Below are 21,622 nucleotides of genomic sequence, written 5' to 3' on the forward strand. Positions count from 1 at the left end.
ACCCTGCAATACGGTGCGATCGCCTACCAGCGATTGTAGCGGTAGTGCCGGTGATAGAACGGGCCAGGGCCATAATAGCGGTGCGGCCCGACCCACGCGCAGCGCTGCACCCAGCGATGGCCGTTCCACCAGCGCCGGCAGACGGTGCGCGCCTGTTCGACGCTGCCGAGATCCTGCGCCGCCGCCGGCACGTTGGACGCGCCGGACACCGGCGCCGCGCCGGCCCCGCCGGCGGGCAGCAGCATCGCCAGCGCGATCGCGCCGGCGGCGAGTGAGAGTGTCAGTCCTGTTCGCATGGTGGTCCTCCATCGGCGCTGAACCGCGCCATTGCACTCACCATGCGAAACGGCACATGAAGGCTGGTTGATCTGGATCAACGCGGGTTAACGTCAGGCCGCGGCCGCGTTGACAAAGGTCAACGTCAAACGGGCGGTACGCGGCACGCTGTCGCATGACGTCATGTTGATCGCTGTCCTCGCCGACATCCACGCCAACCGGCAAGCCTTCTCCGCCTGCCTCGACGACGCGCGCGCGGCCGGTGCACTGCGCTTCGCGTTGCTCGGCGACTATGTCGGCTATGGTGCCGATCCGGAGTGGTCGGTGGAGACGGTGATGCATCTCGCCGGCGACGGCGCGGTCGCCGTACTTGGCAATCACGACAATGCCGTCGCCGATGCGCACGAGACCATGAACGTCGAGGCAAAAGTGTCGCTGGAGTGGACGCGCGGCGAGCTCGGCAAACCGGCGCGTGATTTCCTGGCGCGCCTGCCGCTCACCGCAACGGACGACGACCGTCTCTACGTTCACGCCGAAGCGAGCCATCCGAAAACCTGGACCTACGTGACCTCCACGGTCGAGGCCGCGCGCAGCATCGTGGCGACGCCAGCGCATGTCACATTCTGCGGCCACGTGCACCGCCCGGCGGTGTACTCGCTGTCCGCCGCGGCCAAGATGACAGCCTTCACCCCGGTCACCGGCGTGCCCATCCCGCTGCTGCCCGGACGGCGCTGGCTGCTTGTCGCAGGCTCGGTCGGCCAGCCGCGCGATGGCAATCCGGCGGCAGCATGGCTGATGCTCGACACCGACAGGCACCAGATCACCTTCTGCCGCACGCCCTACGATGTCGACGCTGCCGCGGCCGCGATCCGCAGTAAAGGCCTGCCCGTGTGGCTCGCCGAACGCCTGTATCGGGGCGTGTGATGGCCCGGCCCGTGCTCGAACCAGGCGCGGTGATCGACGGCTTTCGCCTCGACGCCGTCGTGCATCGCGGCGGCATGTCGGACTTGTGGCGCGTGACGCGCGCGGGCGACGAGACGCCGTTACTGATGAAGGTGCCGCTCATCAAGGAGGGCGCCGATCCCGCCGCGGTCGTCAGCTTCGAGATGGAGCAGATGATCATGCCGCGGCTTGGCGGGCCGCACGTGCCGACATTCATCGCCGCCGGCGATTTCGCCGTGCAGCCCTATATCGTCATGGAGCGGATCGAGGGCCAGTCGCTGCTGCCGCACCTCAAGCATCTGCCCCTGCCCTACGACGTAGTCGCCGCGCTCGGCGTGAAGATCGCGACCGCGCTCGACGCGCTGCACCGGCAGCACGTCGTGCATCTCGACGTGAAGCCGAGCAACATCATGCTGCGTCCGACGGGCGACGCCGTGCTGCTCGACTATGGGCTGGCGCATCATGCGCAACTGCCGGACTTGATGCAGGAGGAGTTCCGCGTGCCGTTCGGCACCGCGCCCTATATGTCGCCGGAACAGCTCAAGGGCAACCGCAGCGATCCGCGCAGCGACCAGTTCGCGCTTGGTGTCCTTTTGTATTTCTTCTCGACCGGCGTGCGCCCGTTCGGCGAGGGGGAGACGTTGCGCGCCATGCGCCGGCGGCTGTGGCGCGACCCCGAGCCGCCGCGCAAGTTGCGCGCCGATTATCCGCCTTGGTTGCAGGAGATCGTGCTGCGCTGCCTCGAGATCGAGGCGTCGTGGCGCTATCCGACCGCGGCCCAACTGGCGTTCGAGCTGAGCCATCCCGAGCTGGTGAAGCTGACGCAGCGCTCCGAGCGCACGCAGCGCGATCCGTTCACCGTCGTGCTGCGCCGGCGCTTCAACACCGATCTCACCGCGCCGCGCAAGCGGACCGATGCGGCGGAGCAGGTGTCGACGGCGCCGATCGTCGCCGCCGCCGTCGATCTTGCCGCCGACGTTTCCCTCAATGAGGCGCTGCGCTCGACCACGGCGCGCATCCTGGCGACGCTGCCGGCGGCGCGCCTCGCCTGCCTCAATGTCAACAAGGTGCACCGGCTGGCGATCGACACGACGCTCGACGTCGCCGGCCAAAGCAAGCAGGTCGACCGCCTCGTGCGCCTGCGCCATTGGGCCGAGCCCTTGAAGCTCGACGGATCGCGGCTGACAGTTCACGTTCTGGAAGCGGTCGACCCGGCCGACGCCATCCTCGATTTCGTGCGCGGCAACCGCGTCGATCATGTACTGATCGGGGCGCGCGATCCTTCGCTGATGCGTTCGCTGCTCGGCAGCGTCTCGGCCAAGGTGGCGGCCGAGGCGCCGTGCAGCGTCACCATCGTGCGGCCGTCGTAATCAGAGCCGGTAGAACCGCGCCGCATTGTCGTGGAAGATCGCGCGCTGCTCGGCGTCCGTGTACTCCGACAGGACCTTGCGGTAGTGCCCGAAGAAATCGGCGTAGCTTGCGTGCAGCTTCTCCAGCGGGAAATTGCTGCCGTAGATGGTCCGCTCCGCGCCGAAGATCTGGATGCAGTCGCGGATCACCTGGCGCGCCTGCGCGAAGCCGAGCCCGAGGCTGTACATGCCGAGGCCGGACAGCTTCACATTGAGGTTCGGGTGCGCCGCCATCGTGGTGAGCGCGCCGCGCCATTCCGTGATCGCCGCCTCCGTGCGCTCGGTGAGCATGCCGGCGTGCACCAGGATCATGCGCACATTCGGGAACGCCTTGATCAACTCGATGGCATGAGCCGCTTGCGGCGCATAGACCTGCAATTCGAACGAGAGATCGTATTTCTCCAGCAAAGCGAAGCCGCGGCGGAAGTCGCGGTCGTTGCAGTAATCGGCGCGGGGCGCCCCCTGCCGTACCGGCAGCGGATCCCAGTACAGCATCTGCCGCACGCCGCGCATGTTGGGGAACTGCTTGTGCGCCTTCAGCGTCGCCTCGATGTCGGGATGGGCAAGATCGACCTGCGCGACGATGCCGTGCGGAAAGCCGTGTTTGTCCGCGACCGATTGCAGCCAGCGCGTCTCGTCGAGTGCGCGATCGAGGCCCCAGTTGGCGGTGACGTGCACCGACTTCGTCACGCCCTGCGGCATGACATCGGCCATGAACTCCTCGACCGGATAGTCGCGGCGGATGCCGAAATAGTCCCCGAACATGCGAGGGATCGGCGGCTCGGCGAGCCACGGCACGTCCTTGCGCCGCCAGATGTGGTGATGCGTGTCGATCACCGGGCCGGTGTACTCGGGCATTCCGTGTCCTCTCAGACGCCTTTGCGCACGACCTCGACGATCGCGCTTGTCAGTTTGTCGAGCTCGTCCGGCTGTATCGTGAAGGCCGGCACGAGATAGATGATATTGCCGAACGGGCGGATGAACACGCCCTCCACGACGAAGCGCGCGCGCAGCGCGTCGGCGTCGTCGATGCGCGCCATCTCGACCACGCCGATGGCGCCTTTCACGCGCACGTCCTTGACGCCGGACAACTGGCGACAGGGCGCCAACCCCTGCTCCAGCCGCTGCGCGATGTCCGCCACCTGTTGCTGCCGCGGCTCGCGTTCGAACAGGTCGAGCGAAGCGTTGGCGGCGGCGCAGGCGAGCGCGTTGGCCATGAAGGTCGGCCCGTGCATCAGCGCCGCCTGCGGATCGTCCGCCCAGAAGGCGTCGAACACCCTGGCGCTTGCGACCGTGGCAGCGAGCGGCAGCGTGCCGCCGGTCAGCGCCTTCGACAGCGTAATGATGTCCGGCGTCACACCGGCCGCTTCGCAGGCGAACATTGCGCCGGTGCGACCGAAGCCGGTGAAGATCTCGTCGAAGATGAGCAGCAGCTCGTACTTGTCGGCGAGCGCGCGCAGGCGCTTCAGCGTCGCCGCGTCATGGAACAGCATGCCGCCGGCGCCCTGCACCAGCGGTTCGACGATAATGCCAGCGATCGTGTCCGCGCGCTCCGCGAGCAGCGCATCGAGCGCGTCCGCCTTCTCGTCGCTGGTCGGCAGCTCGGCGATGATCTGCCGCGGCAGCAGTCCGGCGAACAGCGCGTGCATGCCCTCATGCGGATCGCACACCGCCATCGCGCCCGTGGTGTCGCCGTGATAGCCGCCGGTGAACGCGACGAAGCGCGTGCGGCCGCGGACGCCGCGGTTGATCCAGTATTGCACCGCCATCTTCAGCGCGACCTCGACGGCGACCGAGCCGGAGTCGGAGAAGAACACGCGCTCAAGGTTGCCCGGCAGCAGCGCCGCGAGCCGCCGCGCCAAAGTCAGCGCCTGCTCGTGCGCCAGCCCGCCGAACATCACATGCGGCATGGTGGCGAGCTGCCGCGCCACGGCCTCGCGGATGTGCGGGTGATTGTAGCCGTGGCAGGCGGTCCACCACGAGGCGATGCCGTCGATCAGCTCGCGCCCGTCCGCGAGCCGAAGGCGCACGCCCTCCGTTGACACGACCGCCAGTGGCGCCCGTGCCGTCTTCATCTGCGTATAAGGCAGCCAGACGTGATCGAGGCCCGCCGCATACCAGTCCGGCGGGGCGCGATTTTCTCTGGTATTCTCCGCCATTTGGCGCTTCCTTGCCGGCCGGACGGCCACAGGACACCTGATGCACTCGCTCGACGCCTTCGCGCAAGCAAAACTGGATTCTCTCGACCGGCAGCACCTGCGCCGGTCGCTGACCGAGACCTTGCGCGAGGACGGCATCTGGGTCGAACGTGGCGGCCGCCGCCTGCTCTCCTTCTCGTGCAACGACTATTTGAATCTGACGCAGCACCCGGCGGTGAAGGCAGCCGCCGCCGCCGCGCTGGCGAAGTACGGCGCCGGCTCAGGCGCCTCGCGCCTCGTCACCGGCAATCACCCGCTCTATGCCGAACTGGAAGCGCGCCTCGCCCGCATCAAGCACGCCGAGGCGGCGGTCGTGTTCGGTTCCGGCTATCTGGCCAATGCCGGGATCATCCCGGTGCTGATCGGCACCGACGGGCTCATTGTCATCGACGAACTGGCGCACGCCTGCCTTTACGCCGGCGCGCAGCTGTCGCGCGGCAAGGTCGTCACTTTCCGACACAACGACGTCGCGCATGCATGCGAACTGCTGGCGACGCACCGCGCGGAACACGACCGCGCCCTGATCGTCACCGACGGCGTGTTCTCGATGGACGGCGATCTCGCGCCGCTCGATGCGTTGCGCGCCCTCGGTGACGAACACGATGCCTGGCTGATGTCGGACGATGCGCACGGCCTCGGCGTCGTCGGCGGCGGCCGCGGCTCTTCCTTCACCGGCAACGCCCATGTGCCGGTGCCGCTGCAGATGGGTACTTTGTCGAAGGCGATCGGCGCCTATGGCGGCTATCTCTGCGCCTCGGCGTCGGTGATAGACCTGATGCGCAACCGTGCGCGCACGCTCATCTATTCGACCGGCCTGCCGCCGGCGATCGTCGCCGCGGCAATCGCCGCGCTCGACGTGATCGAACGCGAGCCGGATTACTCGGCGCTGCCGGTGCAGAAGGCGCAGGCGTTCACGCGCAAAGTCGGCCTGCCCGACGCCGTCAGCCCGATCGTGCCGATCCTCATCGGCGGCGAGGAGGATGCGCTTGCCGCCTCCGACATGCTGGCGAACGAGGGTTTCCTCGCGGCCGCCATCCGCCCGCCGACCGTGCCCGCCGGCACCGCCCGCCTGCGGCTCACCTTCACCGCACAGCATCCGGACGACGAGATCGCCCGCCTCGCCGGCCTCGTGCGCGACCGCATTCTGGCCCGCCCGTGACCGCCTATTTCGTCACCTCGACCGGCACCGACATCGGCAAGACCTTCGTCACCGCCGGCCTCATTCGCTATCTCAAGCAGGCCGGGCAGCCGGTGGCGGCGCTCAAGCCACTGGTCAGCGGCTATGATTCATCCGTGGTCGAGACCAGCGATCCGGCCGTGCTGTTGCGTGCGCTTAATCAGCCGGTGTCGGCGGACGCCATCGCCGCCATTGCGCCGTTTCGTTTCCGCGCGCCGCTGTCGCCCGACATCGCCGCCGCGCGCGAGGGCCGCGCCATCGACTTCGACGAACTCGTCGCTTTCAGCCGCAACGCCGTCGCCGCCGAGACCGGCATCCTGTTCATCGAAGGCGTCGGCGGCATCATGGTGCCCATCGACGCGCAGCGCACGGTCGTCGACTGGATGGCGGCGCTGAAGCTGCCGGTGATCCTCGTCGTCGGCGGCTATCTCGGCACCATCAGCCACACGCTGACCGCGCTCGACGTGCTGACGAAGCGCGATCTTCGCATCGCCTCGATCGTGGTGAGCGAGAAGGACAACGATACGGTGCCGCTCGAGGACACGGTCGCGAGCATCGCGCGCTTTGCCGCCGGCACCGAGGTCGTGGGCCTGCCGCGCCTGCCGGGCGGGCTGACGCAACATCCCGCCTTCGCGCGTATCGCCGCGCTGCTCTGATCAGCGGTGCAGCCCGATCAAAGTCTCGATCATGCCTTCGAAGTTGATGAAGCCGTGCAGCATCATCGTCAGCACGGTCGATCCCGACACCCAGCGCATCCAGCCGAGCAGCAGGCCGAAACAGAACACCTGCGCGATCACGAACCAGTCGTACTGCACGTGCAGCAGTGCGAAAAGGCCGCTGGTCGCGACGATGGCGAACCAGGCGTCCTTCGGCTCCCGGAACCAGCCGCGGAACAGGAAGCCGCGGAACAGGCTCTCCTCGCCGAACGGCGTCACCACGATGATCGCCAGCCACAGCAGCATGAGCCAGCCCTGCGCGCTGGCTGTCGTGTAGATGTCGGTCTGAAACGCGGTGACGACGGCGTGGCCCGTCAGCCAGCTGACGAGATCGGCGAGCGCGATGAACACGGCAATGGTAATGAAGCCGACGATCACGTCGGCGCGCCGCGGCATAATCCAGCCGAGATACTCCGCCGCCGGACCGCGCCGCTGCGCGAACAGCATCAGCAGCGCGACCTCGATCGGCGTCGAGACGAGGATGATGATGACGACCGCCACGCCGTCGGCGGAGAGGTCCGGCAGCCGCATCAGCGACATGCCGAAATACCAGGTCAGCGCGGCAAGCGCGATGAACTGACCAACGAAAAGCGCGACGGCCCCGAGGCCGAGTGTGGCGAAACGGCCCCAGGGCGTCATGCGGTATGCTCTTTACGGGATCAGGATCGACGAGCCGGTCGTGTGGCGGCTTTCCAGATCCTCATGCGCCTTGCGCGCATCCTTGAGCGCGTACTTCTGGTTCACCGGGATCTTCACCGCGCCCGAGCCGACCTTGTCGAACAGGTCGGCGGAGATCGACAGCAGTTCCTCGCGCTTGGCCGCGTAGTGGTTGAGCGTCGGCCGCGTCGCGAACAACGAGCCCTTGAACTGCAGCAGGTTGATGTCGAACGCCTTGATCGGGCCGGAGGCCGAGCCGAACGACACGAAGTAGCCGAGCGGGCGGATACAGTCGAGCGAGGCCGGGAAGGTATCGTTGCCGATGCCGTCGTAGACCACGTCGCAGAGCTTGCCGCCGGTGATCTCCTTCACGCGCTCGACGAAGTTCTCGTCGCGATAAAGGATGGTGTGGTGGCAGCCGTTCGCCTTGGCGAGCGCGGCCTTGTCCTTGGAGCCGACGGTGCCGATCACGGTGGCGCCGAGATGGTTCGCCCACTGGCACAGGATGAGGCCGACGCCGCCGGCGGCGGCGTGCATCAGCACGGTCGTGCCCTTGGTGACCTTGAAGGTGCGGTTGAGCAGGTACTGCGCGGTCTGGCCCTTGAGCATCATGCCGGCGGCCTGCTCGTAGCTGATGTTGTCGGGCAGCTTGACGGCGCGCGCGGCGGGGATGACGCGCTCGGCGGCATAGCCGCCCAGCGGACCCACGAAGGCGACGCGGTCGCCGACCTTGAGTTCGGTAACGCCGGCACCGACCTGGATCACCTCACCGGCGCTCTCGTTGCCGGCAATGAACGGCATGCCGGCCGGCGACGGATAGAGGCCGTCGCGGAAATAGGTGTCGATGAAATTGATGCCGCAGGCGTGCTGCTTGATCTTGACCTGGCCCTGACCGGGCGCCGGGATCTCGACGTCCTCGAAGGTCAGCACCTCCGGACCGCCATGTTTGTGTACGCGTACCGCGGCAACCATGTTTCACCCCTTCAAGTGGTGTTTTCTGACGCTCGTTCGGCGGCGATCATAGGCAGCGCTTGGCGGAGCGCAAGCAGGCTCATCCGCGCATCAGCGGCCGCCGGAGACGCGCAGATTGGTGCCCGTTACATAGCCCGCCGCGTCCGACAGGAGGTACAGGATTGCGTCCGCCACCTCCTCCGCCGTTCCCGCGCGGCCCATCGGGATCATCGGCCCGAGTTTTTCCAGCCGCCCCGGCGGCTGGATGTCTGTGTCGATCATGCCCGGCGAGATGGCGTTGATGCGAACGCCTTCCTTCGCTACCTCGCGCGAGGCGCCGATCACCATCGAATCGACCGCGCCCTTCGACGCCGCGTACCAGATGCACTCGTTGGCGCCGCCGATCGACGCCGCCATCGACGACAGCATCACGATCGAGCCGCCTTTGCCGCCGTGCCTGGTCGACATGCGGCGGATGGCGGCGCGCAGGCAGAGCAGCGCGCCGAGCGTGTTGACGTCGACCGCCGCGCGCATGGTCTCCGTGCTCGCCTCGTCGAGGCGCGAGAATGGCCCGATCACGCCGGAGGAATGCACGAAGTGCGTCACGGCTCCGAGGGTGTTCGCGGCCTGATCGAACACGCGCTCGATGTCGGCCTCCTTGCCCATGTCGCCCTTGATCGCCACGGCGCGGCGACCCAAAGCCTCGACGGCCTTCACGACGCCTGACGCGGCTCCGGCATTGGCGACGTAGTTGACCGCGACGTCGTATCCGCTCTTCGCGGCAAGACGCGCGGTGGCGGCGCCGATACCCCGGCTGCCGCCGGCGACGAGAAGGACGGGCATATTGAACTCCTGTCAGGCGGGCCGGCCGAAAAAACCGGCGAGGAAGAAATAGAGCGCGATCAGGCACAGCGGCACCGTCACCCACGGTCCCGGCAGCATGCCGGAGATCAGCGCGACGAAAGCCAGCACCGCCCACAGCGCCAGCAGCGCCACATTGAGCCAGCGCCAGTGCCTCACGCGCAAGGGGTGGAGGAATTTCACCGGCGCGAAGCTCAAGACCGCCAGTGCGACCACGCCGGCAAAGCCGACCCATTCCGGCGGCTGCAGCACGTAGAGATAGAACGCCGCCAGATTCCACACCGCCGGGAAACCGCGGAAATAGTTGTCGTCGGTCTTCATCTTGCGGTCGGCGAAGTAGATCGCGCCGGAAATGACGACAATGACGCCCGCGGGAATGGTGAGGAATTCCGGCATCAGCCCGCTGGCGGCGATGGCGAAGGCCGGCACGAAGACGTAGGTGACGAAATCGACGACGAGGTCGAGCGTCTCGCCCGACCAGCGCGGCAACACTTCGGCCACTTTGAATTCGCGCGCCAGAGGTCCGTCGACACCGTCAACGATCAGTGCGAAGCCGAGGCAGAAGAACATCGCCTCCCATTGGCCGCCGGTGGCGAAGATCAGCGCCATCAACGCCAGCGCCGCGCCGCATGCGGTGAGCACGTGCACCGCCCAGGCGCGGATTGCGACCATTTAGGCGTTGCCCCAGTCGAGCTTGACGATCTCGGCCGAGCGGCCGGCGAGATTCCAGTTGCGGCCGAAGCCGCGGAAGCGCGACTTGTCCGACTTGGCGACGATGACGTCGGGACCGATCCAGTACTGGCTGTTCCTGATGACGACGTTGCCGCCCTGCTCCTTGCCCTTCACCGGCGTCACCGCGCCGCCGCCGTATTTCTCCAGCGTGACGATGCGCGTATCGCCCTGCGTCTCGTAGGTGATCGGGATTTGATGCACGCCGAGGAACTGGCCGACCAGGATCGACAGGAGATGCGTGGTGCCGCCGACGCGGCCGGTGAAGATGCGGGTCAGCCCCTTCACCGCCTGGATCGGCGCCTTGTCGTCGACGAACAACGCCGCGGTCCAGTTGCCGCGCGCCATGATGCCGGGCAGGTCCATCATCAGGCCGAGATTGATGCCGGCGAGGTCGATGGTGTCGAAATGGCCAGAATCGATACGCACGCCCGCCCAGGTCTGGCAGCGGTCCTCGGTCGGCGGATGCTCGCCCAGCGACAGCACGCACGGACAGAACACCGTGCAACTGCACGACAACGTCATCTCGCCTTTCAGCGCCCAGCTCTCGGCCACGTCCGCTCCCCGTGTTTGACCCGATTGTTAGCGAATTCGCTCACGCCGGCCAATGGGCCGCAAAGGCGCTGACCACGAAGGCTATCCCGCCGAGGATGAGCACGACGCCGACCGCATGGCTGAAGCGGCGGCCGGAGCCGATCTTCTCGATGGTCATCACGATGCCAAGCCCGGCCATCCAGACGACGTTCATGACGCCGACGGCGAACATCAGCAGCATCATCGCCCAGCAGCAGCCGAGGCAGTAGAGCCCCTGCTGCACGCCGAGCCGGAACACGCCCTTCGCCGTCGTCTGCCAGTTGGCGAAGAAGAACGGGAACGGCCGCTGGCACTGATTGAGGCAGGCGTGCTTGAGCGGGGTGAACTGGTAGACGCCGGCAGCGATGAAGATGGCGCCGGAGAACAATGTGCTGGCCGACGCCATGCCGGTGTCGAGCAGCGCCAGGCGCGTGAACAGCACCTGTGCAAACGTGGCCACGAGCGCAAAGGCGAACCACATCAGCAGGTAGCCGGCGGCGAGCACCAGCGGCGAGACGATGCGCTCGCCCTTTCGTTTCGCCGTGTCGGCGATCTCGGCATAAGTGAGGATCATCGGGCCGGCGGTCGGCAGCATCATCGCGAGCGTCATGGCGCCCCACATCGGCGCGATCAGCAGCACGCCCTGCACGGGCACGCTTTCGCCGAACAGCGGCCGGCACAGCACCTGCACGGCGCGCGGCAGCCCGGCGAGCAGGCCTGTGCCGGGTACAGGCGAGCCGCCCATATCGGCGATGACGACGGCCAGATACAGCCATCCCAGGGCTGCAAGCGCCACCACGCAACCGACGGCGATCAGCTTCGGCCGGGCAAAGGCGCTGGCGAGCGGATGCGGTTCGGTCGTCTCGGTCATTGCAGTCCTTCTACCGCGTGCATAGCGCACGCTTCCCCGCCCGTGCTAGTCGGATAGCCGACAGGCAGGACTTGGGCTTTGACGAACGACAAACGCGCGTTTCAGGCAATCGTGGTCGGCGGCGGCCCGGCCGGGCTGACCGCGGCCGTGGCGCTGGCCGCAGGCGGCGTCGCCACGGTGCTCGTCGGCAAGAAGCCGGCTCCTGGCGACAACCGCACCACCGCCCTGCTCGCAAGTTCCGTCACCGCGCTGGAGACGCTCGGCGTCTGGCCGCTGTGCCACGAGCAATCGGCCCCTTTGCGCTTTCTGCGCATCGTTGACGACACCGGGCGGCTGTGGCGCGCGCCGGAGGTGAAGTTCGAGGCCGACGAGATCGGGCTCGAGGCCTTCGGCTGGAACATCGAGAACCGCGTCCTGGTCGAGGCGCTGAGAGAGCGCGCGCACACGCTGCCGAACCTCGAGATCGTCGAAGACGAGGTGCTCGGCGTCGCAACCACCGCCGACCATGCCGCGGTCGAGCTGCGACACGGCGGCATGCTCGCCGCACCGCTGGTCGTCGGCGCCGATGGCCGCAAGTCGCTCTGCCGCGAGGCGGCGCTGATCGACATCGACGAGCATCGCACCCGTCAGGTCGCCCTCACCGTCTGCTTCCGCCACACGCGGCCGCACCACGAGACTTCGACCGAATTCCACACGCCGAGCGGTCAGTGCACGGTCGTGCCGCTGCCGGGCAATCGTTCGAGCCTCGTCTGGGTGCTCGATCCGGCGGTGGCCGAAGAGACGGCGGCGCTCGGCGATGCCGACCTGTCGGCGGCCATCGAGCGCGCGATCCATTCCATCCTCGGCAAGGTCGAAGTCGAAGCCGGCCGCGGCCTGTTCCCGCTCGGCGTCGTCACCGCGCGATCGTTCGCGCGCTCCCGCATCGCGCTGGTCGGCGAAGCCGCGCATGTCATTCCGCCGGTCGGCGCGCAGGGGCTCAATTTGGGCTTGCGCGACGCCGCCACCATCGCCGAGCTCGCCGCCGCGCAGCGCGAGCACCATGACATCGGCGGCGAGCTCTTGCTGGCGCGCTACGAAAAGATGCGCCGCGCCGACGTCGGCAGCCGCACGCTCGCCGTCGATCTGTTGAACCGCAGCCTGCTCACCGATCTGTTGCCGGTGCAGGGCGCGCGCGGCCTCGGCCTCTATATGCTCGACCGCATCGGTCCCCTGCGCCGCGCCGTCATGCGCGAGGGCGTCGCCCCGCGCACGGCGCAGCCAAGGCTGATGCGCGGGGAAGCGCTGTAGTCACGTTCACGCAGGCGCGGTGCGGGTCAACGCGTCGCGCGTTCCAATCCTTTCGCCCTTATCACCGCATCGGCGTTGCTCGACGTCAGAAGCTTCACGAGCGCCTTCGCTGCGTCGGGTTGCTTCGCGGTGGAGCTGATGCCGGTGTTGATGACAAGGTAGTGCTGCAATTCCGGCGGGAACGGACCGGCGAGCTCGATTCCTTTCGCCGAAGCGATGATGTTGGTGAGCGAAAAATAGAGCTCCGCCTTCCCGCTGGCGACCGCCTGGATTGCAGCAGGCACCGTCGGCAGAAGCTGGGCCTTGGCCTTCACCTGCTCGGCAATGCCGAGCCGCTCGAGAACGCCAGCGAGACGGGTCGCGGTTTCGCCTTTCGGAACATAGGTTACCGATTTCGCGTCAAGAATGGCCTGCTTGAACTTGGCGACTGAACTGATGTCTGGCTTGGCCGCGCCCGCGCGCACCGCGACCCCCATTCCGACGCGGACGAGCGGCACGCTCGTGCCGGCGGCGATCTTGCCCTGCTTGACGAAGGAGTCCATCAGCGGGCCCGGAATGATCGCCAGGTCGAACGGCTCTCCGCGCTCGATGAGAGTCTTGAGAACGCCGGTCACCCCACCCTTGCTCTCGAACGTGTTGCCGGTCGTGCGCTCGAATTCCGGACGGAGCGAGGCCAGCACCGCGTCAGTCGCGGGCCCGGAAATGATTTTGACCTCTGCGGCATGCGTCGTGACGGCAAATCCCGTCAGCGCGGACACGAAAGCGACAATTCCGAAAATGAAGGCGCCCCACATCGTAACCTCCAGCTCAGGTTGGCGCCCTTGGCAGCAAGTGTGGACATGGCAAGAGGCAATTGACAAGCCGGAAATGGGTCAGCGTGCGTCCCTGGCGCAGGGCTGCGGGAGGACCTGGCGAATGGTGCACCGCAGAGCCGGGACCGCCAGACATTCAGGCGGCGCCGGATTTGCGGCGCATCTCGACGCCGGCTTCCGCCAGTATCAGGCTCGCCAAAGGCCCCGGCAACAACGTGGTGAAGTCGAGCACCACAAGCCCGGCGAGCGGCTGCATAAGGTCACCTGAACAGCAGCGCCGGCACGTGGCCGGTCTTCACCATCCACATCACCGCCGTCAACGTCACCACCGACAGCAACGTGCCGACCATGACCGCGCTCGAGGCCTGCTCGACCCAGCTGTCGTACTGGCGCGCGAACACGAAGACGTTGAGCGCCGGCGGCAGCGCCGCCATCAGCAGGCCGGTGTCGATCCAGACCTGGTCGAACGGGCCGAACGCCGACAACAGCACGAACAGCATCAGCGGGTGCAGCACCAGCTTGACGAAGGCGAGCGGCGGGATCTCCCACGGCATCTTCTTCAGCGGGCGCAGCGCCACGGTGACGCCGAGCGCGAACAGCGCGCAGGGCGCGGCGGCGTTTTGCAGGAATTGCAACAGCCGGTCGAGCGCGACCGGCGGCTCGAAATGCACCGCAGCGGAAGCGACGCCGAGCGCGCTGGCGACGATCAGCGGATGCCCGGCCACGCGCTTGAACACCTCGAAGGCGATGCCCGGCACGCTCATCCCCTTCGGCCGCGCCAGCGCCATCAGGAACGGCACGAGCGTGAACAGGATAATGTTGTCGAAACAGAAGATCAGCGCCACCGGCACCGCCGCCTGCTGGCCGAGTGTCGCCAGCGCCAGGCCGGGACCCATGTAGCCGATATTGCCGTAGCCGCCGGCGAGCCCGGCGATGGCCGAGTCGGCGATGTTGCCGCGGCGGATCGCCATGCCGATGCCGAACGACAGAGTGAAGGCGCAGAACGTGGCGAGGCTGGTCGAATAGATGAAATTGATCTGGCCGAGCTTCTCCAGCGGAGTCTGTGCCAGGATGCGGTAGAACAGCGCCGGCAGCGACACGTAGACGATGAAGAAGTTCATCCAGCCCAGCGCCGTGTCCGGGATCTGCTTGATCCGCCCGCAGACGAAACCGATGACGATCAGGCCGAAGAACGGCAGCGCGAGATTGATGACGTCGATCATTGTGCCGGGTAGACCTCGGGCGGCCGCCGTCGGCCGGATTGCGGCCCGCTTGGCGCGGCCTTTGCTTTCCTCTAAACGGCTGCCCGGCCCATTGGAAGGACCCTGGCCCGATGAAACCGCCGCGTCAGTTCTTTAGCCCCCTCGCCATCGGTGCGCCCGCTCCCTTGCGGGACCTGCCGGTGCGGCTCGAGCGCATGATCCATTTCGTGCCGCCGCACATCGAGAAGCTGCGCGCCAAGGTGCCGGACCTCGCGCGCCAGGTCGACGTCGTGCTCGGCAATCTCGAGGACGCGATCCCGATCGACGCCAAGACGGCGGCGCGCGCCGGCTTCATCGCCATGGCCAAAGCGACCGACTTCGGCGCCACCGGCCTGTGGACGCGCATCAACGCGCTCAACTCGCCGTGGGCGCTCGACGACGTGATCGAGATCGTCGGCGCCGTCGGCGATAAACTGGATGTCGTCATGCTGCCGAAGGTCGACGGCCCGTGGGACATCCACTACCTCGACCAGCTTCTGGCGCAGCTCGAGGCGCGGCATGCGATCAAGAAGCCGATCCTCATCCACGCCATCCTCGAGACGGCGCAGGGCGTCAACAATGTCGAGGCGATTGCGGTCGCCTCGCCGCGCATGCACGGCATGAGCCTCGGCCCCGCCGACCTCGCCGCATCGCGCGCGATGAAGACGACGCGCGTCGGCGGCGGCCATCCCGAGTACAAGGTGCTCGAAGACCCGAAGGGTGACGGGGCGACCCGCGCGGCGTTCCAGCAGGATCTCTGGCACTACACGATCGCGAAGATGGTCGACGCCTGCGCCGCCGCCGGCATCAAGGCCTTCTACGGTCCGTTCGGCGACTTCTCCGACGCCGCCGCCTGCGAGGCGCAGTTCCGCAATGCCTTCCTGATGGGCTGCGCCGGCGCCTGGTCGCTGCACCCGTCGCAGATCGAGATCGCCAAGCGCGTCTACTCGCCCGATCCGGCCGAGGTCGCCTTCGCCCGCAAGATCGTCGAGGCGATGCCGGACGGCGCCGGCGCGGTCATGATCGACGGCAAGATGCAGGACGACGCCACCTGGAAACAGGCCAGGGTGCTGCTCGACCTCGCCCGCCTGGTCGCCGCCAAGGACCCGGATATGGCCGCCCGCTACGGCCTCTGAGCACCGCTGGCGAAACCCGCCCTGTTCCATTATCTGTCTGGCACCATGAGCAAGATGCGTAACGCGAAATTCCGGATCGGCCAGGTGGTCAAGCACCGCCTGTTCTCGTTCCGTGGCGTGGTCTTCGACATCGACCCGGAGTTTGCCAATACCGAGGAATGGTGGCAGTCGATCCCGGCCGAAGTCCGCCCGAGCAAGGACCAGCCGTTCTATCATTTGTTCGCCGAGAACGACGAGACCGAGTACGTCGCCTACGTCTCCGAGCAGAACCTGCTGGCCGACACCTCCGGCGCGCCGATCCGCCATCCGGACGTGGCCGAGACCTTCGAGTGGGACAACGGCAACTACCGCCCGCGCGACAGCCGGATGCATTGAGTTACGGGCCCCGGACGCGGCGCAGCCCAAAATAAAAAGGCGCGGGCCCAAGCCCGCGCCTTTTGCATTTCGCGACGAGTGTCGCGCTTACTTCTTCGCCGGCGCGGCCGGAGCCGCCGGGGCGGCACCCTGCTGGCCTTCCAGCTTCTTGCGCGCCTCTTCCGCCTTCTTCTGCAATTCTTCCTGCAGCTTGCGCTGCTGCTCCTCGAACGCCTTCGGATCGGTCGGCGGGCCGTCGAAGGCCTTGGCGAAATCGGTCAGCGGCAGCGGCAGCGAGATCGGCGTGCCCTGCAGGTTGATCGCCTGCACGGTGATCTGCTGGCCCTTCTTCATCTTGGCGATGAGATCGTCGGTGGCCGGGTAATCGGACATGCAGCCGACCGGGAAGCAGATCTTGTACGGCGCCTGCATCGGCTGGTTCTGGTCGACGATCACGCGCGTGCCGTGTTGCAGCTGCATGCCGAGCGGCACGGTGACGCGCAGCACCTTCGGCTCGCCCTCCGGCTCGAACAGCTGCACGATCGCGACCGGCATGCCGTTCTCGAGGCGGCCGTCCTTGGTGACGACGCAGACCTGCTTGTTGCCGGTGTCCGGCCCCTTGCCGCAGACCTTCATCCACGGCGAATACATGAGCTGCTGCTCGCCCTGGCCCTGACCGGGCGGCGTCTGCGGCGCCGGCTGGGCCGGCTGCGCGGCCGGAGCGGCGGGCTTGGCGGCCGGCTTCTTGGGCTGCGCGGCGACCGGCGTCCACGCGACGGCCGTCAGTGCGGCGGCGGTCAGGCTGGCTGCCAGCGCGCGGCCCCACGGACGGGCCGATGCGTTCCGATGATCCATTCTCGTTATTCCCTTAGGTTGCCGAAGCCGCCTGGCCCGCCTGACGTGTCCAGGCCCGGCTCTTACCCCGCGAAATACGGCGGCAGCGTGACCCGGACGGGTGCCTGATAGCCGAATTCCGGCCTGCGATAAAGCCACCAATGCGACCAAAAGGCCGTTCAGGGAAGGCGCTGCCCTCGTGGTAAATTCGTATCCGTCCGGAAACGAGTCGCAGTCACCCAGTGTCCGCCCCGTCCCATGGTCCCCGCGGCGTCACCGCTCCGCTGCCGTCGCGCCGGACGGTCATCCTCGGCGCGCTGGCGGCGACGCTGCCGCTGCGGCCGGAACTCCTGCGCGCCGACAGCGCGCGTCACGCCATCGCCATGCACGGCGCGCCGGCCTGGCCGCCCGATTTCCGCGCCGCCACTTACGTCAACCCCGCCGCGCCGAAGGGCGGGCGCCTGGTGCAGGGCGTGCTCGGCGCTTTCGACAGCGTCAATCCCTTCATCGTGAAGGGCCTGCCGGCCGCCAACATTCGCAGCTATCAGATCGAGAGCCTGCTGGCGCGCGGCTATGACGAGCCGTTCACGCTCTACGCGCTGATCGCCGACAGCGTCGAGACCGACGCGGCGCGCACGTTCGTCACCTTCACCATCAATCCCGCCGCGCGCTTCGCCGACGGCCAACCGGTGACGCCGGACGACGTCGTCTTCTCCTGGCAGCTTCTGCGCGACCATGGCCGCCCGAACTTCCAGATCTATTACGCCAAGGTGACGAAGGCGCAGGCGATCGACGCCCGCACGGTGCGCTTCGATTTCGCGGGTGGCGGCGATCGCGAGCTGCCGCTGATCATCGGCCTGATGCCGGTGCTCGCGCGCCACGCGGTCAACGTCGCGACGTTCGAGGACACCACCTTCACGCCGCTCATCGGCAGCGGGCCGTACACGATCACCGAAGTCCGCCCCGGCGTAAGCGTCACCTTCACGCGCGACCGCAACTACTGGGGCCGCGACCTGCCGATCAACCGCGGCCTGTGGAATTTCGACACCATCCGCTACGACTATTATCGCGACAACAACACGCATTTCGAAGCTTTCAAGAAAGGCCTCTACGAGGTTCGCCTCGAGACCGATCCGGCGCGCTGGCAGACGGCCTACGACTTCCCGTCGCTGCGCGACGGCCGCGTCGTCAAGGAGACCTTCCCCTACGGCCTGCCGAAAGGCATGGAAGGCCTCTGCTTCAACACGCGGCGTCCGCTGTTCGCCGACATCCGCGTGCGCGAGGCGCTGCTGCATCTGTTCGATTTCGAGTGGATCAACCACACCTATTTCTTCGATCTGTACAAACGCACCGCCAGCTATTTCGACGGCTGCGAGCTGTCGGCGCACGGCGTGCCGGCGAATGCGCGCGAGCGCGAACTGCTCGCGCCGTTCCCCGGCGCGGTGCGCCCCGACATCATGGCCGGGAACTGGGCGCCGCCGAAGACCGACGGCTCCGGCCGCGACCGCCGCGGGCTGGCGGCCGCTTTCCCGCTGCTCGAGGCAGCCGGCTACGCGCTCAAGGGCACGCGCCTCGTTCACACCGCCAGCGGCCGGCCTTTCGCGTTCGAGATCCTGACGACGACGCGCGACCAGGAGCGCCTCGCGCTCGCCTATACGCGCAGCCTCGCCCGCGCCGGCATCGACGCGCGCGTGCGCAATATCGACGCCTCGCAGTTCGAGCACCTGAAGATCGGTTTTGACTTCGACATGATGCAGTACCGCTGGGAGCAGTCGCTGTCGCCCGGCAACGAGCAATTATTCTATTTCAGCTCGCAGGCGGCCGATCAGAACGGCAGCCGCAACTACATGGGCGTCAAGTCGAAGGCGATCGACGCCATGATCGCGGCACTGCTCGCCGCGACGACGCAAGACGACTTCGTCGCCGCCACGCGCGCGCTCGACCGCCTGCTGCTGTCCGGCTTCTACGTCATCCCGCTCTATTATCCGCCGGTGCAATGGGTGGCGCGCTGGCGGCGAATCGCGCATCCCGGACCCACCTCGCTGTACGGCTACCTGCCCGAAAGCTGGTGGGCGAAGGACGCCAAGTCATGATCCTCGGCGACGCATCGCGCGCCACGGGAAGCGTCACGCTCGACGCCCTGTTCCGCCGTGCCGGCGTGCGCAACGCACACGCGCCCGCGCTGATCGATCCGCCGAACCGCGCCCGCTTCACCGGCGGTGAACCGCGCACGCTCACCTTCGCGCAGGCCGACCGCGCCATCGCCGCCTTCGCCGCCACCTTGCACGGCCTCGGTCTGCACACCGATGCGGTGATCGGCCTGCAACTGCCCAACACGGTGGACAGCGTCATCGCGTTTCTTGGCGTGTTGCGCGCCGGCATGATCGCGGCGCCGCTGCCGCTGCTGTGGCGGCGGCGCGACATGGTCGAGGCGCTCGGCCGCGCCGGCGCCAGGGCGATCGTCACCGCCGGCCGCATCGGCGCCTGCGCGCATGCCGAACTGGCGATGCAGGTGGCGGCCGAGTTGTTTCCCATCCGCCAGATCGCCGCCTTCGGCGACAAGCTGCCGGACGGCGTCGTGCCGCTCGACGCCGTTCTCGGCGCTGCGACCAGCGAGCCGCCGCCGCAGCGGACGAGCAATGCCGCGGCGCACGTCGCGGCCTGGACCTTCGCCAGCGGCGCCGACGGCCATGCCCCGGTCGCGCACGACCACGCCGGGCTCATCGCCGCCGGTGAGAGCGTGCTGCAGGCTGCCGGCCTCGGCGCCGATGCGCCGCTGTTGTCGACCATTCCACTCGGATCGCTGGCCGGCCTGTCGGTCACGCTGATGCCCTGGCTGATCGGCGGCGGCACCCTGCATCTGCACCACGGTTTCGATGCGGAGACCTTCGCGGCGCAGGCGGCCGCGCTCGATGGCGGCATGATCGCCGTGCCGGGATTGGCGCTGCGGCCGCTCGCCTCGCTGACCGCGGCCGACACGACGATGCTCGCCGTCTGGCGCAGCAGCTATGGCCTCGCCAACAGCCCGCCGTGCCGCAACGCCGTCGACGTCGTCTGCATCGACGACGCCGAGGTGAAGGCGTCGGCGCGGGGGCACGACGTGCTACCCGATCCGGCGCTCATCGCCGAGGCGAAAGCCATGCCTGGTGGTGCCGATATTGCCATCGGCGGCTACAGCTTTCGGCAAATCGAGCTCGATGCGGCGGTGCTGGCGATCGATCCGTACGCCACCGTCACCGCGCTGCCCGACGCGGCGCTCGGCCAGCGCCTTGCCGGCCACGCCGCCGATCCGGCCGCGGTCGCGGCGCGGCTCATGGACGCCGGTTTCAATCCGCTCCTCGCCGCCGCGTTTCGAATGCGGCAATTTGTGGGTTTTGAGATTGACAGTCCGAAATAGCGGTTGCTCTGCTCACTCACACTCCTTACGTCATCTCTAACCTAAGCAGGCGGTCATGACACGCGATGCCTCTACTCAGGGATGGCGGGCGAAAATCGACCGCGCTGACGAGAGCATCAATAACCTAAAATTGGAATTCGAACGATTCCTCCAAATCAATCAGGAACATTATCGAGGCGTCATTGAGCGCAATGACGACACCCGAGAGTTTATACTAAGAGCATTCGGCGAACCTTTAGAGGTGCCACCACGGCTACAAGTCCTTGCCGGCGAGATCCTCCACCATTTACGTACCAGCCTAGACCATATCGTTTGGGCATTAGCATTGAAGAAAATTAGCAATCCCAGCGCGCGTATACAGTTTCCTATCTGCGACTCGGTCGCAAAATTCGAGAAGGCCTGCAAGGACGGGATGATTAGGGGCATATCCGGTCCTGCGGCGCACGCTATCGAGAGAGCGCAACCGTTTCATTCGCCGGAACCCAGGGACCACGCGCTTTTTGTTCTCAACAGGTTGAGTAATATTGACAAGCATCGGCTATTACTCGTCGCCTATGGTGCAGTCAGTTCCGCGGGTCAAATCGCCATCGACCCCGGTGGTAAGGCAGTTGCAATTGCAGGGATTAGCCCTCCTAAATTCGTTTTACCCACCAAAGATGGGGCCGAAGTCTGCCGCGTGACCTTCACGGAGCTTAATCCGAATACAAAGGTGGATTTCAAATCCCCTGCCGTTGTGGTCTTCAAAGAGTTCGGGATTTCTCCCCTGGAGGCGGTCATACCGGGACTTCTTAAGCTCAGAGACGCTGTTACAAATACGCTCTCCCCATTGGAGAGAGAACTCTGACCGGCGGGGCGACCGTAGCCCATAAGGCGGATAACGAAGCCTGATCCGCGTGTTGCCTCGCCCGCGCGGCGCGTTGCGCCTTCGGCTAACCCGCGCTACGGCGCCGCGGTAAAAATCACTCTACTTAGGACTATTGACCGGTCCTAGCGTATGTGCCATTAGTCCTTCCGTCCTGCTCGCCAGGGGCGCTGTGAGGGTGGAGCAGCGGTGGGACGGGAGGCCGGAGATGCGGCCTTTCGCGCTCATCGGGTCGAGGCGGGGAAACCCGCGTCGGTCGATGCGGCGCCCGCGGGCAGGCTGACGCACAGCCTGCGCTCGGGAGGCCCTGGCCAGCCGTCCGCCGGCATTACGACCGGC

Annotated in this window: 22 protein-coding genes; 10 read left to right on the plus strand and 12 right to left on the minus strand. The window is 67.0% G+C overall.

Features of this window, described 5'->3' with window-relative positions; all coding sequences use genetic code 11:
- Positions 1–23 precede the first annotated feature (23 nt).
- Complete coding sequence (locus VGV41_RS17990; protein ID WP_326865355.1) at positions 24–296, minus strand: hypothetical protein; 273 nt, start codon at positions 294–296, stop codon at positions 24–26.
- 163 nt (positions 297–459) lie between these two features.
- Here VGV41_RS17990 and VGV41_RS17995 point away from each other — a divergent pair, with 163 nt between their 5' ends.
- Together VGV41_RS17995 and VGV41_RS18000 are read left to right on the plus strand one after the other, a co-directional pair.
- The gene (locus VGV41_RS17995; protein ID WP_326865356.1) at positions 460–1,200 is read left to right on the plus strand and encodes a metallophosphoesterase family protein; all 741 of its coding nucleotides are present in this window, start codon (positions 460–462) and stop codon (positions 1,198–1,200) included.
- On the plus strand, positions 1,200–2,588 hold the full coding sequence (locus VGV41_RS18000; RefSeq protein ID WP_326865357.1) for a bifunctional serine/threonine-protein kinase/universal stress protein: 1,389 nt from the start codon (positions 1,200–1,202) through the stop codon (positions 2,586–2,588). The genes VGV41_RS17995 and VGV41_RS18000 overlap by 1 nt, the downstream gene beginning before the upstream one ends.
- Here the strand turns inward: VGV41_RS18000 and VGV41_RS18005 are convergent, their stop codons facing one another.
- Positions 2,589–3,485 (minus strand): amidohydrolase family protein, encoded by an 897-nt coding sequence (locus VGV41_RS18005; RefSeq protein ID WP_326865358.1) that lies wholly within the window; start codon positions 3,483–3,485, stop codon positions 2,589–2,591.
- Positions 3,486–3,496: 11 nt separating this feature from the next.
- A complete protein-coding gene (locus VGV41_RS18010) occupies positions 3,497–4,786 on the minus strand; it encodes an adenosylmethionine--8-amino-7-oxononanoate transaminase (protein WP_326865359.1) in 1,290 nt (429 codons plus the stop codon).
- Positions 4,787–4,826: 40 nt separating this feature from the next.
- On the opposite strand from VGV41_RS18010, the gene bioF reads away from it, so the two are divergent.
- Together bioF and bioD are read left to right on the plus strand one after the other, a co-directional pair.
- Complete coding sequence (gene bioF, locus VGV41_RS18015) at positions 4,827–5,984, plus strand: 8-amino-7-oxononanoate synthase (RefSeq protein WP_326865360.1); 1,158 nt, start codon at positions 4,827–4,829, stop codon at positions 5,982–5,984.
- Positions 5,981–6,658 carry a dethiobiotin synthase gene (bioD, locus tag VGV41_RS18020; protein ID WP_326865361.1) on the plus strand — a complete coding sequence of 226 codons (678 nt, stop codon included), beginning with the start codon at positions 5,981–5,983 and terminating at the stop codon, positions 6,656–6,658. The genes bioF and bioD overlap by 4 nt, the downstream gene beginning before the upstream one ends.
- Here bioD and VGV41_RS18025 read toward each other — a convergent pair whose 3' ends face one another.
- From VGV41_RS18025 to VGV41_RS18050, 6 genes are all read right to left on the minus strand, one after another.
- Entirely contained in the window at positions 6,659–7,357 is a 699-nt protein-coding gene (locus VGV41_RS18025; RefSeq protein ID WP_326865362.1) for a type II CAAX endopeptidase family protein, read from the minus strand.
- 12 nt (positions 7,358–7,369) lie between these two features.
- Positions 7,370–8,347 carry a quinone oxidoreductase gene (locus VGV41_RS18030; protein ID WP_326865363.1) on the minus strand — a complete coding sequence of 326 codons (978 nt, stop codon included), beginning with the start codon at positions 8,345–8,347 and terminating at the stop codon, positions 7,370–7,372.
- A 90-nt stretch (positions 8,348–8,437) separates the two neighbouring features.
- Positions 8,438–9,169: an SDR family oxidoreductase gene (locus VGV41_RS18035; RefSeq protein ID WP_326865364.1), complete on the minus strand. Its 732-nt coding sequence runs from the start codon at positions 9,167–9,169 to the stop codon at positions 8,438–8,440.
- A gap of 12 nt (positions 9,170–9,181) precedes the next feature.
- Positions 9,182–9,859 carry a CDP-alcohol phosphatidyltransferase family protein gene (locus VGV41_RS18040; RefSeq protein WP_326865365.1) on the minus strand — a complete coding sequence of 226 codons (678 nt, stop codon included), beginning with the start codon at positions 9,857–9,859 and terminating at the stop codon, positions 9,182–9,184.
- Positions 9,860–10,441: a DUF1326 domain-containing protein gene (locus VGV41_RS18045; RefSeq protein WP_326865379.1), complete on the minus strand. Its 582-nt coding sequence runs from the start codon at positions 10,439–10,441 to the stop codon at positions 9,860–9,862. It abuts the gene before it with no gap.
- Between the two features lie 70 nt (positions 10,442–10,511).
- Complete coding sequence (locus tag VGV41_RS18050) at positions 10,512–11,360, minus strand: DUF2182 domain-containing protein (protein ID WP_326865366.1); 849 nt, start codon at positions 11,358–11,360, stop codon at positions 10,512–10,514.
- Between the two features lie 78 nt (positions 11,361–11,438).
- Here VGV41_RS18050 and VGV41_RS18055 point away from each other — a divergent pair, with 78 nt between their 5' ends.
- On the plus strand, positions 11,439–12,647 hold the full coding sequence (locus VGV41_RS18055) for a UbiH/UbiF family hydroxylase (protein ID WP_326865367.1): 1,209 nt from the start codon (positions 11,439–11,441) through the stop codon (positions 12,645–12,647).
- A gap of 26 nt (positions 12,648–12,673) precedes the next feature.
- Here VGV41_RS18055 and VGV41_RS18060 read toward each other — a convergent pair whose 3' ends face one another.
- Complete coding sequence (locus VGV41_RS18060; protein ID WP_326865368.1) at positions 12,674–13,441, minus strand: substrate-binding domain-containing protein; 768 nt, start codon at positions 13,439–13,441, stop codon at positions 12,674–12,676.
- A 278-nt stretch (positions 13,442–13,719) separates the two neighbouring features.
- Complete coding sequence (locus VGV41_RS18065; protein ID WP_326865369.1) at positions 13,720–14,682, minus strand: AEC family transporter; 963 nt, start codon at positions 14,680–14,682, stop codon at positions 13,720–13,722.
- A gap of 110 nt (positions 14,683–14,792) precedes the next feature.
- Between VGV41_RS18065 and VGV41_RS18070 the strand changes: the two genes are divergently transcribed.
- Positions 14,793–15,836 carry a CoA ester lyase gene (locus tag VGV41_RS18070; protein WP_326865370.1) on the plus strand — a complete coding sequence of 348 codons (1,044 nt, stop codon included), beginning with the start codon at positions 14,793–14,795 and terminating at the stop codon, positions 15,834–15,836.
- A 45-nt stretch (positions 15,837–15,881) separates the two neighbouring features.
- Positions 15,882–16,211: a heat shock protein HspQ gene (hspQ, locus tag VGV41_RS18075; RefSeq protein WP_326865371.1), complete on the plus strand. Its 330-nt coding sequence runs from the start codon at positions 15,882–15,884 to the stop codon at positions 16,209–16,211.
- A gap of 87 nt (positions 16,212–16,298) precedes the next feature.
- Here hspQ and VGV41_RS18080 read toward each other — a convergent pair whose 3' ends face one another.
- A complete protein-coding gene (locus VGV41_RS18080; protein WP_326865372.1) occupies positions 16,299–17,045 on the minus strand; it encodes an invasion associated locus B family protein in 747 nt (248 codons plus the stop codon).
- A gap of 362 nt (positions 17,046–17,407) precedes the next feature.
- Here VGV41_RS18080 and VGV41_RS18085 point away from each other — a divergent pair, with 362 nt between their 5' ends.
- Genes VGV41_RS18085 through VGV41_RS18095 form a run of 3 tightly spaced genes read left to right on the plus strand, consistent with a single transcriptional unit; the run spans position 17,408 to position 21,265 of the window.
- A complete protein-coding gene (locus VGV41_RS18085; protein ID WP_326865380.1) occupies positions 17,408–19,117 on the plus strand; it encodes an extracellular solute-binding protein in 1,710 nt (569 codons plus the stop codon).
- Positions 19,114–20,421, plus strand: coding sequence for a class I adenylate-forming enzyme family protein (locus VGV41_RS18090; RefSeq protein WP_326865374.1), 1,308 nt, complete (start codon positions 19,114–19,116; stop codon positions 20,419–20,421). The genes VGV41_RS18085 and VGV41_RS18090 overlap by 4 nt, the downstream gene beginning before the upstream one ends.
- Positions 20,422–20,476: 55 nt before the next feature.
- Positions 20,477–21,265, plus strand: coding sequence for a hypothetical protein (locus VGV41_RS18095; protein WP_326865375.1), 789 nt, complete (start codon positions 20,477–20,479; stop codon positions 21,263–21,265).
- The last annotated feature ends 357 nt before the right edge of the window (positions 21,266–21,622 follow it).

Origin of the sequence: Pseudolabrys sp. (genome assembly GCF_035943735.1) — a bacterium.
Classification (GTDB): domain Bacteria; phylum Pseudomonadota; class Alphaproteobacteria; order Rhizobiales; family Xanthobacteraceae; genus Pseudolabrys.